Below are 17,847 nucleotides of genomic sequence, written 5' to 3'. Positions count from 1 at the left end.
CGCCATCAGGCGCCCCAACGGGTAGTTATTTCAATAACCGGACCCGGCAAGTCTTGCCTTTGATCTTACCGTTTTGCAATTGTTTCCACGCCTTGTGCGCTATGTTCTGGCGAACGGCGACATAGACGTGTGCCGGATGAACGGCAATTTTGCCGATATCAGCGCCATCCAGACCAATATCACCGGTCAGAGCCCCCAGAACATCACCAGGACGCATTTTCGCTTTTTTACCACCATCAATGCATAACGTCGCCATCTCTGCTTCCAGCGGCAGGATTGAGGCGTTAGCTGGCGCAGTTAGCCAGTTCAGCTTCAGTTGCAGCATTTCAGAAAGAATGTTGGCACGCTGCGCTTCTTCCGGCGCACAGAAGCTAATCGCCAGACCGCTGTTGCCGGCACGCGCGGTACGTCCGATACGATGGACGTGGACTTCCGGATCCCACGCCAGTTCGAAGTTAACTACCAGCTCAAGTGATTTGATATCCAGGCCACGTGCGGCCACATCGGTTGCGACCAGGACGCGCGCGCTACCGTTGGCAAAACGAACCAGCGTCTGATCGCGATCGCGCTGTTCCAGGTCGCCATGTAATGACAGTGCGCTTTGCCCTGCCGCATTCAGTGCATCGCAAACGGCCTGACAATCTTTTTTGGTGTTACAAAAAACCACGCACGATGCGGGTTGATGCTGGCTGAGTAGCTTTTGCAGCAGCGGAATTTTTCCGTGGCTGGAGGTTTCGAAAAACTGCTGTTCAATCGCCGGTAACGCATCGACCGTATCAATTTCAATCGTTAATGGATTTTGCTGTACCCGGCCACTGATAGCAGCAATGGCTTCCGGCCAGGTTGCGGAAAACAGCAAAGTCTGACGTGACGCAGGCGCAAAGCGAATGACATCATCAATCGCATCGCTAAAGCCCATATCCAGCATGCGGTCGGCTTCATCCATAACCAGCGTATTCAGGGCATCCAGAGAAACGGTGCCTTTTTGCAGGTGGTCAAGTAAACGACCCGGTGTGGCAACAATAATATGTGGTGCATGTTGCAGGGAGTCACGCTGTGCGCCAAAAGGTTGCCCACCGCACAGCGTTAAGATCTTGGTGTTTGGCAGGAAGCGCGCTAAACGACGCAGTTCACCCGCCACCTGGTCGGCAAGCTCGCGCGTTGGGCACAGTACCAGAGACTGCGTCTGAAACAGCGCGGCATCAATATGCTGTAATAGCCCAAGACCAAAAGCAGCCGTTTTGCCACTGCCGGTTTTAGCCTGCACGCGAACATCTTTACCCGCCAGGATTGCCGGTAACGCAGCAGCCTGAACAGGCGTCATTTCAAGATAGCCCAGCTCGTTAAGATTCTCGAGTTGAGCAGCAGGTAAAACATTCAGGGTTGAAAAAGCGGTCACAATTTAATCTCACGGTAAAAACTCACATTCAGCAGGCGCGTATCCTCGCAGATATGTGCCCGTGATGCGACAATTTAATCGGTTCTTCATCTGGCGGCGGATCCGGCATGGGCTGCGGACGAGGTATGGGATCGGGAATGGGAACCGGATCGGTCGGTAGCGAATCAGTGTTCGACGTTGCAATCAGACAGGTCATATACCCCTCCAGTCATTCAGGTTGACTCTTTTAGGGTAGACGCTGATTTCCTGCAGGCAAAAAAAAGCCGACTAATCTAAGTCGGCGTCGTACGAATCAATTGTGCTATGCAGTAATTCAAAAAAGGAAGTAAGACAATATGGAGCGCAACGCCCATCGCTTGACGTTGCATTCACCTGCGAGAGAGATATTGCCCCGAATAGGTAGATGGTTTATTGACTTCGCTCAAAAATCAGGACGTTTTCATGCGCAAAAGCCACTAAAAAACGTTGTTGTTACAACCATTTACTACGGTGCAACCATAAAGTAACACCACCAATCAGGACCACTAACAGAATACAAAAAAGTGAGAAACCAAACTGCCAACCACCGCCGGGGATACCGCCGAGGTTAACGCCGAAAAGCCCGGTTAAAAATGTGCTGGGAAGAAAAACCATTGCCATCAATGACATTGTATACGTTCGGCGAGCCAGAGACTCCTGCATCACCTGCGCAATTTCATCCGCCATAATACCGGTCCGGGCAATACAGGCGTCTATTTCATCCAGCCCTCTCCCCAGCCTGTCAGCGATATCCTGCATCCGTCTCCGATGGTCGTCGGTCATCCAGGGTAAACGTTCACTCGCCAGACGGGCATAGACATCACGCTGTGGAGCCATATAACGGCGCATCACAATTAGCTGCTTACGCAGTAAAGCCAAAAAACCACGCGGTGGGATCTGCTGATCGAGCAGGTTATCTTCCAGATCGATAATCTTGTCGTGCAGCTGTTCGATAAATTCGCTGGCATGGTCGGTTAGCGCATCACAAACATCCACCAGCCAACTGCCACAATCAGCCGGTCCCGTCCCTTCCTGGAGATCGCTGACCACATCATCCAGCGCCAGCACTTTGCGCTGACGGGTTGAGACAATCAGACGTTCATCCATATATAAACGCATCGCCACAAGTTGGTCAGGACGCTCGTCGGTGCTGCCGTTAATGCAGCGCAACGTGATCAAGGTACCTTCCCCAACTCTACTGACGCGTGGGCGTGTACTTTCGCCTGCCAGCGCATCACGCACATTGTTGGGAAGAAGAGGTGTTGTCGCCAACCATTGGGCACTTTCAGGATGTGTGTAATTAAGGTGTAGCCAGCAGGGATGCTGACTATCAATTACATCATTATCGCTCAGCGGTTTTACTCCACCTCGACCATCCAGCAGCCAGGCAAACACGGCATCCGGCACATTAACATCCGTTCCCTTAATGGCTTCCACAGCGCCTCCACAAACATTCAGCCTTTTTCGTTAGTCTAGCTGTCAGAATATGTTAAGCAATATCTCATTGTCCCATTGTGCTGAAATGATTCATAAAAGTCTCTGATAACAGGAAAAGCTCTGACGAATACGACGCTTGCTTCGAGATACCCGGTTAAGCCCGCTGCCATCTCGCTGACTCAAGAGTGTTACTTAAGCGAAATTTATGTGTCCGCGACTGGAGATCAATCACCTGGTTTTTCAGGATACCCGAGGAATCAGAAAGCTCATCAACCATAATGGCATTACTTTGGGTTACATTCTCCAGTTCGGCCAGTGCATGAGTAATTCTGATAATTCCTTTCTCCTGTTCCTGTGTAGTGGTTAATATCTCGCCCATCAGTTGGTTTAATTGACCGGCCCCACCGACAATATCATGCATATTTTTTTCTGCTTCACGCACAATAGCTGCACCTTGCTGAACATTTTGATGGGTTTGCGCAATCAGCTGCTTAATATTCTTAGCAGCATCCGCACTACGGTGTGCAAGCATTCTGACCTCACCGGCCACCACGGAAAAACCTTTGCCATGTTCACCGGCCCTCGCCGCTTCCACGGCAGCATTCAATGCCAGAATATTTGTCTGGAATGCGATACCATCAATTAGCGTAATAATTTCCGTCATCTGCTGTGCACATTCGGTGATTGAACGCATATTTGTCGCAACCTGCACCATTAATTCGCCACCCTGAATGGCACATTGCGTGGCAACTGTTGCCTGGACGCTGGCGATCTGCGTGTTGTCAGCATTATTTCGCGTATTAACGGCTATTTCATCCATATTAGCAGCCGTCTGCATCAATGCTCCAGATTGTTGTTCCGTTTTCACTGAAAGCTCGGCGCTGCGTTCCGCAAGCTGTTCAGAGAGCGCCATCGCCGTTTGTGAAGATGTTCTGATCTCATTAACGAGTGTTGAAATATTACTCGATAAACTATTGATGCCCGGTATTAGTCTACCCGCACAATTATTACCAAACTCAGGGGTACTGATCGCCAGATTCCCAGACGTCACTTCCTCAATGCTCCTTTTTACCGTATTGATCGGCATGACCAGGTATTTCGTCATATACCACCATAAGCATAATATAGAAATAACGCTTATCACATTCGTACCAATTATAATTTCCGACGTGGCCGAGAAAATCATCTCAACAATATTGAGAGCAACCGCCGAAATGAGCAGAAATAAAATAATAAAGGTTCTGACGCTAATATCATTTAACATTTTAGTCCTGTGCACTAAGAAATTATGTAGATATTATTTTTTATAGCACCTGCAATGCAGAATGCCATTGCTCTGCGACGAAAGCTGAACTTTCAATGAGAGCCTGCAATCCTTTTACTTAAGGCAAGAAATTACACCTTTTATTCCCGTTAGTTCAGTGTTTTATTCCATCAAATGGCTGTGATGGTGCCAGTCATCAGGTTATTGTGATGACAAGCACATGGAGAGCATAAAACACACAGAACTATAAATTTGGTGAATGTTTATATAAGTAATGGCTCGTTATTTTCACTATCTTCCTGTTTCCTCTAATACCAGTGTAAAAACATAAGAACATTCCCGGTTTTATCATGTTAACTGGACAAAACCTGCTAGATTTATTACCACGGCTTTTTTTCGATAGGTAGTATGATGTTGAACGTGTCGTGGGACCCTGTATTGATTGGGATTTCCTTTGTTGTCGCGTTTATTGCCTCTTTTATTGCTCTCGATAGTGCGGGCAAGGTGGCAATCTCCAATCGACGTGAATCAACCTTCTGGCGCCTGTCTGGCGGGGCTACGCTAGGGATGGGTATTTGGTCAATGCATTTTATCGGTATGCTGGCCATGAAAATGAGTATGCCGATCAATTACCATTTTTCGCTCACGGCATTTTCTTTCTTTATTGCGCTCATTTCTGCAACTCTCGCCATTAATATCGCCATTTCCGGTAATACGCTTTCAACAAAACGATTAGTCGTAGCCACAGGAATATTAAGCGCCGGTGTCGTCACCATGCACTACGTTGGCATGTATGCCATCATTGAGCACGTTGCCATCCTATGGAGTCATTCGCTGATACTGCTCTCAGTGATGATTGCCATCGTTGCATCTGGTGTGGGTTTGTGGTTGGCGTTTCATTTACGCCAAAATACCCGTCGAGCCCTGATCAATCGGCTTGCCGCCGCCCTTATTATGGCGCTGGCGATTGCCTCTATGCATTACACCGGGATGGGAGCGGCAACATTCACCCATTTTGGACACACGGTACACAATGGACTCAGCACACTGGAACTCTCTGTCTGGGTCTGCGCCGTCACGCTGGTTATTTTGGGTATCATGCTGGTGGTGTCGATGGTGGATTCGCAACTGCGTACCTCCCGACTGGCAGACAACTTACATCAACTTAACTGCCAGCTTGAGCATCAGGTCCACTTCGACGCACTTACTGGACTTGCCAATCGCACACAGATAGATGCCTGCTTACAGGCCTGTCTGCAGCATTCCAAACTGCATCAGCATCAATTTGCTCTGGTATTCATCGATCTCGATCGCTTCAAAGTCGTTAACGATACCTGGGGACATCACATCGGCGATCAGTTGCTGATCGCCAGTACGCAGCGAATCTACAGCTGCCTTGATGACACCATGACGCTGGCGAGGCTGGGGGGAGATGAGTTTATTCTTCTGGTTCCTGACTGTAATAAAGAGGATATCACCGCTCTGCTGACCCGGATTGCGGCTGCGATTGGCGATCCTTTCACGCTTTTTGGGTACACCATTCGGGTTTCGTTAAGTGCGGGAAGCAGTATTTATCCTGAACATGGTTCCACGTTGCATGAGTTAAAAGTAAAGGCTGATATGGCGATGTATCATGTCAAACAGGCCGGCAGAAACGGTTGGGCTATTTATAGCCCGGAAATGGAAGCTATCGCCGATACACCGCCGACATTTTTACAGGAACTGTCACAAGCACTGGAACACGATCAATTTGAGCTTTGGTACCAACCCAAATACACCGCCGGAGATCATTCCCTGACCGGTTTTGAAGCATTATTACGCTGGCATCACCCGGAACGCGGCATGCTGTTACCTGCTGAGTTTCTGCCTGCGCTGGAAGAGACAGGCCTTATCATTCCGGTCGGGAAATGGGTTATTCAGCAGGCATGCCAGCAGTTACATCAATGGAAGTTACAGGGCCATGCGGAATGGACCCTCGCCGTTAATCTTTCCCCTTCCCAGTTTGAACAACATGACATCGTTGATGTGGTTTGCAGCGCCCTTGCACAATATCAACTATCACCTGCATATCTCACGCTGGAATTGACTGAAAGTACAGCACTTAAAAATTTAAAACGTAGCGCTGAAGTCTTAAATGCATTTTCAGCTTTAGGGATCACCGCTTCTATTGATGATTTCGGTACCGGTTATTCAAATATATTGATGTTGAAGTCTCTTCCGGCACGGGAATTAAAAATTGACAGAGTATTTGTTAAAGATATCAGCGAGAACAGCAAAAATACAAAGATTGTGTCTACTATTATTGACATAGCCCACTCCATGAATATGCAAGTAGTGGCTGAAGGAATAGAGACCCAGGAGCAGGAAATACTCCTGACCCAGATGGGATGTGGCGTGCTGCAAGGTTTCTTGTTTGCAAAACCGTTGCCTGCGCATCAGATCCATGAATTGATTCCAACGGAAAGTAACATTAAGCAGCAGCGAATCGTACAGTCTTTGTCTCCTCAACAATCAATAACATTATGAGACTGTAATATAAAAAACAGATGCCATTAAACGGGCAACACAGCAGATAAAGATAACGGGATTATCGATGAGCACAACCGAGCTGCATTCACTGGATTTATTAACCCTGCCGGTGTGGATTGTTTCGCCGCATACCGAAGAACTGGTGTTCGCTAATACCGTTGCACGGGAACTGATGCAGGCCCCCTGCTTTTCTCTACTCCGCAAGGGCATATTTTCAACTCATGCCCAGAATGATTTAACCATGTATCTCAGCGATTTGAGAAATCATCACGACATTGTAGAAATCCTTACGGTTTGCCGCGAAGGTGAAGACGTCGCAATGGCCAGCCGCCTGTCCATCCGCTCTCTGCCGGAATCAGGTGACGTTATTCTTTTCGAAGGCATTGAAACACCGACTTCACAAGGTCTGAAAGCGAGCCGTTCAGCGAATTATCAGCGAAAAAAACAGGGATTTTACGCGCGTTTTTTCCAGACTAACTCGGCCCCAATGTTGCTTATCGATCCGTCCCGTGATGGGCTTATCGTTGATGCAAATCTCAGTGCGCTAAATTTTTATGGCTATAGCCATGATACGATGTGCCAGAAACATACATGGGAAATCAATACGCTGGGCCGTCATATACTCCCGGTGATGCATGAAATCGCCCATCTTCCCGGTGGCCATAAACCTTTGCATTTTGTGCATAAACTGGCAGACGGCACATCCCGTCACGTACAAACCTACGCCGGGCCAATCGAAATCTACGGTAATAAGCTCATGCTGTGCATTATTCATGATATTACCGAGCAAAAACGGCTGGAACAGGAGCTTGAGCGTGCGGCCCTGCGTGACGCCTTAACGGGATTGCTTAACCGCCGACATTTTTATCAGGTAACCGAGCCGGAACAGACCCACGCGATGTCATTGACACAGGATTACAGCCTGCTGTTGATCGACACCGATCGCTTTAAAAGCATTAACGATCTTTTTGGTCATTTAAAAGGTGATGAGGTACTTTGCGCTCTGGCACGCACACTTGAATCCTGTGCAAGAAAGGATGATCTGATTTTTCGCTGGGGAGGTGAAGAATTTGTGCTGCTGCTGCCGCGAACCTCGTTAGATATTGCCCTCAATCTCGCAGAAGTGATACGGGCGACGGTGGCCAAAGTGACTCTCCCGGGCCTTCCCCGCTTTACCGTCAGCATTGGCGTAGCTCGGCACGAAACAAATGAAAGCATCGATGAGTTATTCAAACGCGTTGACGACGCGTTGTACAAAGCCAAGAACGAAGGCAGGAACAGAGTGCTGGCCGCCTGATGTTTACGTCGTTCAGCGACTACGTTTAGCGTGACGCTCCCAGTTGTCCTGTTTTGCCTGTGCGGTTTTACGCAATGCCACATAACATGCCCCGCTGCCGCCGTGATGCGGCAGTGCGGCGCAGTATGCTTGCACGTCGTCAAATTCCGTCAACCAGCGCGCCACGTAGCTGCGAACAATATTGGCATGGGAGTTATCGTCACGTCCCTTGCCGTGTATCACCAGCACGTTACGCAACCCTTCCTGCTGCGCCTGCAGAATAAAGCTAAAGAGCATCTGGCGACATGTTTCAACAGGTTGGCGAATAAGATTAAGGCTCGCCTGCTGCGGGTATTTTCCGTTTCGCAGCTTGTCGGTCACGCCGTTCTGTAAACCTTCGCGACGAAACTCGAGCGGCACATTCAACGGGACAATATCGAGAAATCCCGTCGAGAGAAAATTATCCAGTTGTAGCGTATCGATACGCGCCGGAGTGCGAAGATTGCGCATGGGCTGCCAGTGCACATCGGCATGGTTTTTCAGCGGTTGAACATCCCCCATAGCGTCAAGAAACAGCGATGCATCATCAAGGTTCATGTTTCATCCTCCAGCGTATTGCGACGGGCATTATCATAACCGCGCACTATTATACCGACAACTATACCGGTAACGGTTTACGGTTATTTCCAATAATTAACCGGATCCTCCGCGCTGAACCGATCTACTCACGACAAGTTGATATCCGTTTTTAGGGGTATAGCTGCGACGGTCACTGGCGTGATAATGTGTAGTCTCGCTTGAATGCTGTAATGAGAGAAACGGATGCTTAACTTACTGGAAGACACCATCGACACGCCGCTGGGCCCGCTGTGGGTTATTTGTGATGAGCAATTTCGCCTGCGCGCAGTGGAATGGGATCAGCACAGCGATCGCATGGAACAATTGCTTGATATTCATTACCGTACAGAAGGTTATCAGCGCATTACCGCCAAAAATCCTGGTGGATTAAGCGATAAACTCTCTGAGTATTTTGCCGGAAACCTCAGCATAATTGACACGCTGGAAACGGCAACCGCTGGGACGCCTTTCCAGCGTGAAGTCTGGCAAGCATTACGCACTATCCCCTGCGGGCAGGTCATGCATTATGGTCAGTTGGCCGAACAGTTGGGGCGCCCCGGCGCTGCAAGAGCCGTCGGCGCTGCTAATGGCTCCAATCCAGTAAGCATTGTGGTTCCCTGTCATCGCGTCATTGGACGTAACGGCACCATGACCGGATATGCCGGCGGTGTACAACGAAAAGAGTGGTTATTGCGCCACGAAGGTTATTTGCTACTCTAGATTCCAGGCAATTAATGCCTTATTCATCACACTTCCGCATAATGCGACCCCAAATTAAGTGTGGTTAATCAAGCAGATACAAACATTCGCTCCAGTTATGCCTGAATTATTCTCTATTGGGAGTAGCTCAGGCTTACGTGCTCACCAAAAAGATGTTAAAATTGACAAATATCAATTACGGCTTGAGCAGACCTATGATCCCGGAAAAGCGAATTATACGGCGCATTCAGTCTGGCGGTTGTGCTATCCATTGCCAGGATTGCAGCATCAGCCAGCTTTGCATCCCGTTCACACTTAACGAGCATGAGCTTGACCAGCTCGATAACATCATCGAGCGCAAAAAGCCTATCCAAAAAGGGCAGACGCTCTTTAAAGCAGGTGATGAGCTTAAATCACTCTACGCTATCCGCTCCGGAACGATAAAAAGCTATACCATTACCGAACAAGGCGATGAGCAAATTACCGGTTTCCATCTGGCAGGTGACCTGGTAGGTTTTGACGCCATTGGCAGCGGCCATCACCCGAGCTTTGCTCAGGCGTTGGAAACCTCAATGGTATGCGAAATTCCTTTCGAAACCCTTGATGACCTATCCGGTAAGATGCCGAACCTGCGTCAGCAGATGATGCGTCTGATGAGTGGCGAAATCAAAGGTGATCAGGATATGATCCTGTTGCTGTCGAAGAAAAACGCTGAAGAGCGCCTAGCGGCATTTATCTACAATCTGTCTCGTCGCTTCGCCCAGCGTGGATTCTCGCCTCGTGAATTCCGCCTGACCATGACTCGTGGCGACATCGGTAACTACCTCGGTCTGACGGTTGAAACCATCAGCCGCCTGCTGGGTCGTTTCCAGAAAAGCGGCATGCTAGCGGTGAAAGGCAAATATATCACTATTGAGAACAGCGACGCGCTGGCAGTTCTTGCCGGCCACACGCGTAACGTTGCGTAATCTTTCCGCAAGCCTCTCTGTTATCCTTCTGTCAAATCGCTAAATTTTCCCGATTTATTGATCTGGCAGGAGGTTATTCCCTGTTTTAATAATCAACTTGTAATGTGTGCACCCGCCGTTTATCCATACTCAGACAAAGGAATGTTATGAATCATATTCACAGGGAAAGCACCTGCGCGCGTTTGCAATTAAACTCAAGCCTGGACCATGAGCTTGATGGCTATAAATGGGCACGCGACCATGTCGGTCAATCTGGTGCTGCCATCTACCGACTTTACGAAAAAGTGGATGCCCCTGAATTATATCTGAAGCAAGGTAACGGTAGCGTTGCCAATGATATTACGGATGAAATGGTCAGGCTCATCTGGTTGAAAGATTACATCCCGCTGCCAAACGTTAAGCATTTTTCCCGAACGCCTGACGTAGCATTGCTACTCACCACGGCAATACCAGGGAAAACTGCCTTCCAGATGTTAGAAGATCACCCTGATATGAGTGATGATATTGTTGATGCTTTGGCGACATTTTTGCGTCGGTTACATGCCATTCCAGTAAATAGCTGCCCCTTTAACAGCAATCACCAATTTCGTCTCACACTGGCACAAAACCGGATGAAAAATAATCTTGTTGATGCCGAAGATTTTGATGATGAACGCAATGGCTGGTCTATTGAACAGGTCTGGGAAAAGATGCACACCCTTTTGCCCTTCTCATCTGTTCCTGTTGTTACTCACGGTGACTTTTCACTGGATAACATTATTTTTTGTAATGATGAAATAGTGGGGTGTCTTGATGTGGGACGAGTTGGCATCGCCGATCAATACCAGGATCTCGCTATTCTCTGGAACTGCCTCGGTGAATTTTCACATTCACTGCAAAACAGGCTTTTTCAACAATATGGCATTCCTCAACCCGACGAGAAAAAATTGCAGTTTCACTTGATGCTTGATGAGTTTTTTTAAATTTACAGCGCATTACTGCCAAAGCGAGCGGAAGAGTCGGTGCACTACAGGCTGAGAAAAATTGTTTAAATTGAGCGGGATGTAGATAAAAGCTGGAGATTTCCCCAATTTATTGATCTGGCTAGAGGTTCTCCCCTGTTTCAAACCACATTATTGGGTTACTCTTTTAGTTACAAACTGCGATGACAGTTGTAAGGAGACCCTGTATGGCTATGTATAAAAATATGCTGGTCGTCATCGACCCTAACCAGGACGATCAACCAGCATTACGGCGAGCTGTTTATTTGCATCAACGGATTGGTGGCAAAATTAAAGCCTTTTTGCCGATCTATGACTTTTCCTATGAAATGACTACCCTGCTGTCGCCCGATGAGCGTACGGCAATGCGTCAGGGGGTCATCAGCCAGCGAACTGCATGGATACGTGAACAAGCGAAATACTATATCGAAGCAGGGATCCCTCTGGAGATTAAAGTGGTCTGGCATAACCGACCCTTTGAAGCCATCATCCAGGAAGTCATCAGCGCCAGGCATGACCTGGTCCTCAAGATGGCGCACCAACACGACCGCCTCGAAGCCGTAATATTTACGCCAACCGACTGGCATTTATTGCGTAAATGTCCAAGTCCGGTATGGATGGTGAAAGACCAGCCATGGCCTGAAGGGGGTAAAGCACTGGTTGCCGTAAACCTCGCCAGTGAAGAGGCTTATCACAACGCGCTCAATGAAAAACTGGTTAAAGAGACGCTACAGCTTGCAGAACAGGTTAACCATACCGAAGTGCATCTGGTTGGCGCCTACCCTGTCACACCAATCAACATCGCGATTGAACTGCCTGAATTTGATCCCAGCGTTTATAACGACGCAATCCGTGGACAGCATTTGCTGGCCATGAAGGCGCTACGCCAAAAATTCAGTATTGATGAGAAAGTGACGCACGTTGAAAAAGGCTTACCTGAAGAGGTCATTCCTGATTTAGCCGAGCACTTGCAGGCGGGTATTGTGGTATTGGGGACCGTCGGACGTACCGGTATTTCTGCTGCATTTCTTGGTAACACCGCGGAACAGGTTATCGATCATCTACGCTGTGACCTGCTGGTCATCAAGCCGGATGAATATCAGACGCCAGTTGAACTGGACGACGAAGAAGACGATTAACCACACAATGAAATGCCGGATGGCGATATCATCCGGCATTTTAAACGCCTAGTGTTGCTCCTCACCGCCGAGGAAATAGATACCAAGCGGGATAGCCAACAGAATCGTAAACACCATGCTGTAGACACAAATCATTGCAGATTGAATGGCGTACATTGAAGCGGTCCAGTCGGATAGCGGAATGTCATACTGTTCAATAACGCCACCGATCGTCGCTCGCGTCACGACCGACGCTGCGATAATAAACACTCCAAGCAGGCACAACAGAAACTTCCGTCCCTTCGCTGTTTTCAGCTTAGCCATGATCATAGTATTGTCCTTTTGCAGATGAAAACCTTGTTACTTTGCGCTAACAATACCATGACATCAACTGACTGTCTGCTACATAAACCGCATACAGGGTTGACGTCAGCGTTATTTCGCTGAAAATAGCGCTGATTGCATTATTTATCTCTCCTTTTGATTAATGATCTGACCGCCTTAACTGAGTAAAATATCTGGGGATTAGGATGTCAGATGATATTTAGCTAACACGGAGTTGCCAGGAAGAATCATGATCGCTGAACTGTTTATGAATAATGCGTTTAATTTGACGGTAATTCTTAGCTGCTGTGCCGCGCTGGTCCTGATGAGCGTCTGGTATCATCGTGGAGAGCGTCGCTGCAAAGGATTCATATTTCATGCCGCACAATTTTTTGTCTATGCCATTATCATTGGGACGTTTGGCAGCATTGCTAATAACGTTATCGAAAGTTACAGCCTGAAATTTATCTCCCCCAGCGTGGTCGACTTTATCTGCACCTCGTTGATTGCGTTGATCCTGACCATCAAACTTTTTCTGGTGATTAATCAGTTTGAAAAGGCGCAGATTAATAAAGGCAGAGATATCACCAGCGCGAGGATCCTGTCGCGTATCATCAAGATTACCATCGTGGTTGCCATCATTTTACTGTATGGCGAACACTTCGGTATGAGCTTATCCGGCCTGTTAACCTTTGGCGGTATTGGCGGTATCGCAGTGGGTATGGCGGGGAAAGATATTCTGAGCAACTTTTTCTCAGGCATTATGCTCTATTTCGACAGACCGTTTAGCATAGGCGATTGGATCCGCTCCCCGGACCGCAATATTGAAGGCACGGTAGCAGAAATTGGCTGGCGAATGACTAAAATAAACACCTTCGACCATCGTCCGTTGTATGTGCCAAACTCGATTTTCTCCTCCATCAGCGTAGAAAACCCAGGGCGCATGACCAACCGGCGAATTAAAACGGTGATCGGGTTACGATATGAGGATGCCGATAAAGTCGGTGCCGTTGTCGAGTCGGTCAGAGAAATGCTGCAAAACCATCCTGGAATAGACCAGAAACAAACTCTGTTGGTCTATTTTAATGAATTTGCCGATTCATCGTTGAATATCATGGTGTATTGCTTCACGAAAACCACCGTCTGGAAGGAATGGCTCGCGGTACAGCAAGACGTTTATTTAAAGATTATCACGATAGTCCAGGCAAACGGCGCCGACTTTGCATTCCCCAGCCAGACGCTGTATATGGATAATCCTGAAGCATCGCCATTGACACACTAACAAAAGAAAAGACGCGGAAATCCGCGTCTTTTTTGTACTTATTTCAATGAGGAAATATCAATTACAAAGCGGTATTTCACATCGCTTTTCAACATCCGCTGCCAGGCACGATTAATATCCTGAATATCGATCACTTCGACATCGGCGGTAATACCATGCTGACCGCAAAAATCCATCATCTCCTGCGTTTCCGCAATGCCGCCGATAACTGAACCCGCCACAGACCTACGCCCAAGGATCAGGGGAACCGTATTCAGAAACGGATCCAACGCACCAAGATAACCGACCAGCACCAGCGTACCGCTTAGCGCCAGGGTTGGGATATAAGGGTTCAGGTCATGAACGTAGGGCACAGTATCGATAATCAGATCAAACTGATTCGCTGTCGCTTTCATCTGTTCACTGTCAGTGGAAAGCACAACGTGACTGGCACCCAAACGTCTGGCATCAGCTTCTTTGCCCGGTGAACGCGTAAACAGCGTAACTTCCGCGCCCAGCGCATTTGCAAGTTTGATTGCCATATGCCCGAGTCCACCCAGACCGACAACCGCGACTTTACTGCCCTCGCCTACCTGCCAGTGGCGCAGAGGCGACCATGTTGTGATCCCGGCGCAAAGCAGCGGCGCCGCACCGCGTAAATCGATCCCTTCAGGGACCTTCACCACAAACTTTTCGGTAACGACAATTTTGTCAGAATAGCCGCCGAAAGTAGGCAGACCGTCATGACGGTCGATATCGTTATACGTTAGCGTGTTACCTTCTTCGCAATACTGCTCTAGCCCCTGTTCGCAGGCGCTACAGTGTTGACACGAATCAACCATGCAGCCGACCCCTGCGAGATCGCCCACTTTGAATTTTGTTACCGACTTACCAACATGCACCACGCGGCCAATGATCTCATGCCCTGGTACCATCGGATATTTAGCACCGCCCCAATCGTTGTAGGCGTTGTGAATATCCGAGTGGCATACACCGCTGTATAAAATATCGATAACCACATCATCTTCACGCGGATCGCGACGAACAAAATTATGGGGGACTAAATCTTCTTTCACCGCCAGAGCAGCATAACCCTTCACATTCATGACCATTGAGATCTCCTCAGGGATTAGGTGTTACCAGAACCAGCATAGTTCAGGGCAGCAGGTTGTACTCAGCGTCGCTAACCGGTTCCAGCCATTCGTTCGACGCGCCAGGGGCCGGGATTTCCACGGCGATATGGGCAAACCAACTATCACGCGCGGCGCCGTGCCAGTGTTTCATTCCTGCCGGAATGTGCACGACATCGCCGGTTTTCAGCTCACGTGCCGGTTTATTCCACTCCTGATACCAGCCTCTGCCACCGGTCACCAGCAATATTTGTCCACCCTCATGATGAACATGCCAGAAGTTACGACAACCCGGTTCAAATGCGACATTGCCAATTACCACGCCTTCCATGGAGAGCATGGTCAGATAGCTGTCGCCAGTGAAATACTTCGCATACGCTTCATTTTTCTCTCCACGTGGAAAGACGCTGTTACCATCAAATTGTTCGTTCATAGTGACTCCAGTATGGATAATGTCCGCGGTGTTCATACCAGACATTCATCAAGAACCGTACGGGCATTTTCCCCAATCCCGGCTCCACAGTGCTGTTCGAGTATCGTAATAAACTCACTGAGTTGCTCAGGGAGGATCCCGATGTTAAGGCATATCGCAAAATGGCTTTTCAGCTGGCTGTTAACGCCGCCCAGAACGGCCAGCGCCGAAACGGTCACCCATTCACGGTCCTGCCAGTCAAGTACATCTCGCTGAAAAATATCGCCAAACAGATGTGCTTTAAGCCAGACATCAATAGCGGGTGCAAAGTCAAACAGCGGACCGCTTACAGGCTGTCCAACCAGTTGCATCTGAGTTAGGCTCCCAGCCTGAACACTGTTCCAGTCTGCAGGTGGCGGCGTGGCCGTTCTACCTTCGTCGTCTGAAAGCCCTTTCTCGCTTCGACTTTTCACCACCGACATAAAGCAGGACAGACCGTTCAGGCTGCGAGGGAAACCGCAGTATGCGTAGAGCTGTAGCAGGATCTCTTTTACTTCATTGAGCGTGAGTCTCGCATCCAGTCCGGCGTTGAGCGCGACGTCCAGCTTTTCCATCTGTCCTGTGGCAGTGAATGCCGCAATGGGAATGATTGCCTGTTGTCTGGCATCCAGTTGGTATTGCATATTCGACTCTCCAAATGGTGGCAACATTGCACCACCGGGGGCTGAAAACAGTAAAATTATAGAGACTCGACGTGTCGGTGATTAGAGAGGAAAAGAAGGACAAACTTATGAGCTGTACTCATTAATAATCAGCAGCAGGTACTCTTTATTTGCAGGTAACTGATTGAAGACTTACGCCACAATCTCGATTAAATTGCCGTCAGGATCTTTTATCACCGCTTCGTAATAACCATCGCCAGTAGTGCGCGGACCTGAGACTAATATCCCCTGTCCCTGCGCTTGCATTGCAATGGCATCAACATTTTCATTGCCGCCAACAGAAATGGCGAGGTGTACCCATCCGCAACGATTATTGTCAGGTTGCTGCCCGATAAGACCCGGTTTGGTCATTAACTCAATCGCAATTTCCTCGCCAATTTTGACAAAATAAGATTCAAACCCAGGATTGGTTTTACTGCGGTATTTCTCGTTGATCTTGCCGTCAAAAAACGAGACCCAGAAGCGAGCTTGCTGCTCGAGATCCTGTGTCCATAACGCCATATGCGCAATCTTCATAGCGAACCTCTTCCCGTTGTATCCAGAATAGTACGGCCCCTGTAAGGGATGTTGACATCGTTAATCATAATGCACGATCATGCACTCTATTGCTCGATGTTTATTTCACCTGGAGTATCCATGCTCGATTACGCCGCATTCCCGGAACAGCGCCAGGCGCTTATCTTTCAGATCCTGCAAGAAAACGGCAGGGTCATTTGTTCTGAACTTGCTAACCGATTAGGTGTTTCTGAACACACAATTCGTCGTGATTTGCATGAATTGAGCAAAGATGGCGTGTGTAAAAAAGTCTATGGTGGCGCGGTCATTACACTCCCTGAATCCGAAGACATCGACGTACGCAAGAGTATTAATGTAGCCAAAAAGAGCAACATCGCGCAGAGATGTGCCCGACTGGTCAAATCTGGAAGCTGTATTTTTATCGACACGGGTAGCACCAATCTGGCAATGGCAGAAGCTCTGCCCGCCGAACTGGCGTTAACCGTGGTGACAAATTCACCGGAGATTGCCGCCGTTTTGCTAAAAAAACCGCTGTTTGAAGTCATTATGCTGGGTGGCGTGGTGCAGAGATCTTCAGGTGGGTGCGTGGGAGCTTCCGCCATCGCACAAGTGCAGGACATTTTATTCGATCAGGGATTTATTGGCGGCTGCGCGATGTCGCCTGAATCCGGCTTAACGGGATTTGATTATGCGGATTGTGAATTCAAAAAAGCGGTGATTAAACAATGTAATGAAACTATCGTCGCGCTAACGGCTGAAAAAATCCCAGCCGTCGCCCGATATGTCGTTACCGAAAGCAGCAATATCGATGTGATTGTTGTAGAGGACAACATCAGCAAAGAGTACGCCACAGCGTTCCAGGCGCACGACATTCGAATTTATACCGTCTAACCGCGGTAGGCCCGCTGAAAATTTACTGTGCTAAACGTCGCTCCTGGCGTCAGCGCGATGATCGCTGACAGATAATCCAGACGGATTTTTTGCTGGTTTTCAGATTGTTCCACTACCAGAAATTCTTCTTTTTCCACGGTGGTACACGTTGTCAGCGCTTTAGCATCAAAACATGTGCCATCCGTTAGTTCAATGCGCAACCAATAGTGGTACATGCAGGCGATTTCCAGATAATCATGAAGATCGCAATCTATCGGGTGATACTCTTCGGTCGTTTTCATCATG

Annotated in this window: 19 protein-coding genes; 8 read left to right on the top strand and 11 right to left on the bottom strand. The window is 48.5% G+C overall.

What is annotated here, in order from left to right; translation table 11 throughout:
* Positions 1-25 precede the first annotated feature (25 nt).
* From dbpA to OGX96_RS17180, 4 genes are all read right to left on the bottom strand, one after another.
* Entirely contained in the window at positions 26-1,399 is a 1,374-nt protein-coding gene (gene dbpA / locus OGX96_RS17195; protein WP_198802304.1) for an ATP-dependent RNA helicase DbpA, read from the bottom strand.
* A 28-nt stretch (positions 1,400-1,427) separates the two neighbouring features.
* Positions 1,428-1,595 (bottom strand): proline-rich small protein YnaL, encoded by a 168-nt coding sequence (gene ynaL / locus OGX96_RS17190; RefSeq protein ID WP_108912468.1) that lies wholly within the window; start codon positions 1,593-1,595, stop codon positions 1,428-1,430.
* A 275-nt stretch (positions 1,596-1,870) separates the two neighbouring features.
* A complete protein-coding gene (zntB, locus tag OGX96_RS17185; RefSeq protein ID WP_003833215.1) occupies positions 1,871-2,854 on the bottom strand; it encodes a zinc transporter ZntB in 984 nt (327 codons plus the stop codon).
* Between the two features lie 154 nt (positions 2,855-3,008).
* Positions 3,009-4,118 carry a methyl-accepting chemotaxis protein gene (locus OGX96_RS17180; RefSeq protein ID WP_286583694.1) on the bottom strand — a complete coding sequence of 370 codons (1,110 nt, stop codon included), beginning with the start codon at positions 4,116-4,118 and terminating at the stop codon, positions 3,009-3,011.
* A 411-nt stretch (positions 4,119-4,529) separates the two neighbouring features.
* On the opposite strand from OGX96_RS17180, the gene OGX96_RS17175 reads away from it, so the two are divergent.
* The gene (locus OGX96_RS17175; protein ID WP_198802467.1) at positions 4,530-6,644 is read left to right on the top strand and encodes a putative bifunctional diguanylate cyclase/phosphodiesterase; all 2,115 of its coding nucleotides are present in this window, start codon (positions 4,530-4,532) and stop codon (positions 6,642-6,644) included.
* 67 nt (positions 6,645-6,711) lie between these two features.
* On the top strand, positions 6,712-7,944 hold the full coding sequence (locus OGX96_RS17170) for a GGDEF domain-containing protein (RefSeq protein ID WP_008784893.1): 1,233 nt from the start codon (positions 6,712-6,714) through the stop codon (positions 7,942-7,944).
* A gap of 12 nt (positions 7,945-7,956) precedes the next feature.
* Here OGX96_RS17170 and smrA read toward each other — a convergent pair whose 3' ends face one another.
* Complete coding sequence (gene smrA / locus OGX96_RS17165) at positions 7,957-8,520, bottom strand: DNA endonuclease SmrA (RefSeq protein ID WP_032943576.1); 564 nt, start codon at positions 8,518-8,520, stop codon at positions 7,957-7,959.
* Positions 8,521-8,745: 225 nt separating this feature from the next.
* Between smrA and ogt the strand changes: the two genes are divergently transcribed.
* The 4 genes from ogt to uspE all read left to right on the top strand — a co-directional run bounded on the left by ogt (position 8,746) and on the right by uspE (position 12,327).
* Positions 8,746-9,261, top strand: coding sequence for a methylated-DNA--[protein]-cysteine S-methyltransferase (ogt, locus tag OGX96_RS17160; protein ID WP_008784895.1), 516 nt, complete (start codon positions 8,746-8,748; stop codon positions 9,259-9,261).
* A 194-nt stretch (positions 9,262-9,455) separates the two neighbouring features.
* Entirely contained in the window at positions 9,456-10,208 is a 753-nt protein-coding gene (fnr, locus tag OGX96_RS17155; RefSeq protein WP_003020397.1) for a fumarate/nitrate reduction transcriptional regulator Fnr, read from the top strand.
* 146 nt (positions 10,209-10,354) lie between these two features.
* On the top strand, positions 10,355-11,170 hold the full coding sequence (locus tag OGX96_RS17150) for an APH(3')-I family aminoglycoside O-phosphotransferase (RefSeq protein WP_198802308.1): 816 nt from the start codon (positions 10,355-10,357) through the stop codon (positions 11,168-11,170).
* A 206-nt stretch (positions 11,171-11,376) separates the two neighbouring features.
* Positions 11,377-12,327 carry a universal stress protein UspE gene (gene uspE / locus OGX96_RS17145; RefSeq protein WP_003833229.1) on the top strand — a complete coding sequence of 317 codons (951 nt, stop codon included), beginning with the start codon at positions 11,377-11,379 and terminating at the stop codon, positions 12,325-12,327.
* Between the two features lie 48 nt (positions 12,328-12,375).
* On the opposite strand, the gene OGX96_RS17140 is transcribed toward uspE, so the two are convergent.
* Complete coding sequence (locus OGX96_RS17140; protein WP_003020403.1) at positions 12,376-12,636, bottom strand: DUF2534 family protein; 261 nt, start codon at positions 12,634-12,636, stop codon at positions 12,376-12,378.
* Positions 12,637-12,880: 244 nt separating this feature from the next.
* On the opposite strand from OGX96_RS17140, the gene OGX96_RS17135 reads away from it, so the two are divergent.
* A complete protein-coding gene (locus tag OGX96_RS17135) occupies positions 12,881-13,912 on the top strand; it encodes a mechanosensitive ion channel family protein (protein WP_286583691.1) in 1,032 nt (343 codons plus the stop codon).
* A gap of 38 nt (positions 13,913-13,950) precedes the next feature.
* Here the strand turns inward: OGX96_RS17135 and OGX96_RS17130 are convergent, their stop codons facing one another.
* The 4 genes from OGX96_RS17130 to OGX96_RS17115 form a co-directional block, all read right to left on the bottom strand.
* Positions 13,951-15,003 carry an NAD(P)-dependent alcohol dehydrogenase gene (locus OGX96_RS17130; protein ID WP_032943579.1) on the bottom strand — a complete coding sequence of 351 codons (1,053 nt, stop codon included), beginning with the start codon at positions 15,001-15,003 and terminating at the stop codon, positions 13,951-13,953.
* Between the two features lie 43 nt (positions 15,004-15,046).
* A complete protein-coding gene (locus OGX96_RS17125; RefSeq protein WP_020996378.1) occupies positions 15,047-15,454 on the bottom strand; it encodes a cupin domain-containing protein in 408 nt (135 codons plus the stop codon).
* A gap of 32 nt (positions 15,455-15,486) precedes the next feature.
* On the bottom strand, positions 15,487-16,116 hold the full coding sequence (locus OGX96_RS17120) for a carboxymuconolactone decarboxylase family protein (protein ID WP_502872656.1): 630 nt from the start codon (positions 16,114-16,116) through the stop codon (positions 15,487-15,489).
* A 171-nt stretch (positions 16,117-16,287) separates the two neighbouring features.
* Positions 16,288-16,671 carry a VOC family protein gene (locus tag OGX96_RS17115; RefSeq protein WP_048235289.1) on the bottom strand — a complete coding sequence of 128 codons (384 nt, stop codon included), beginning with the start codon at positions 16,669-16,671 and terminating at the stop codon, positions 16,288-16,290.
* Between the two features lie 120 nt (positions 16,672-16,791).
* On the opposite strand from OGX96_RS17115, the gene OGX96_RS17110 reads away from it, so the two are divergent.
* Positions 16,792-17,562, top strand: coding sequence for a DeoR/GlpR family DNA-binding transcription regulator (locus tag OGX96_RS17110; protein ID WP_008784903.1), 771 nt, complete (start codon positions 16,792-16,794; stop codon positions 17,560-17,562).
* Here the strand turns inward: OGX96_RS17110 and OGX96_RS17105 are convergent.
* Entirely contained in the window at positions 17,559-17,843 is a 285-nt protein-coding gene (locus OGX96_RS17105) for a Rho-binding antiterminator (protein WP_100272389.1), read from the bottom strand. The genes OGX96_RS17110 and OGX96_RS17105 overlap by 4 nt on opposite strands.
* Between the last annotated feature and the right edge of the window lie 4 nt (positions 17,844-17,847).

The organism is Citrobacter sp. Cpo100, assembly GCF_030332595.1.
GTDB lineage: Bacteria > Pseudomonadota > Gammaproteobacteria > Enterobacterales > Enterobacteriaceae > Citrobacter > Citrobacter portucalensis.
This window is presented reverse-complemented; position numbering and strand designations above follow the sequence as displayed.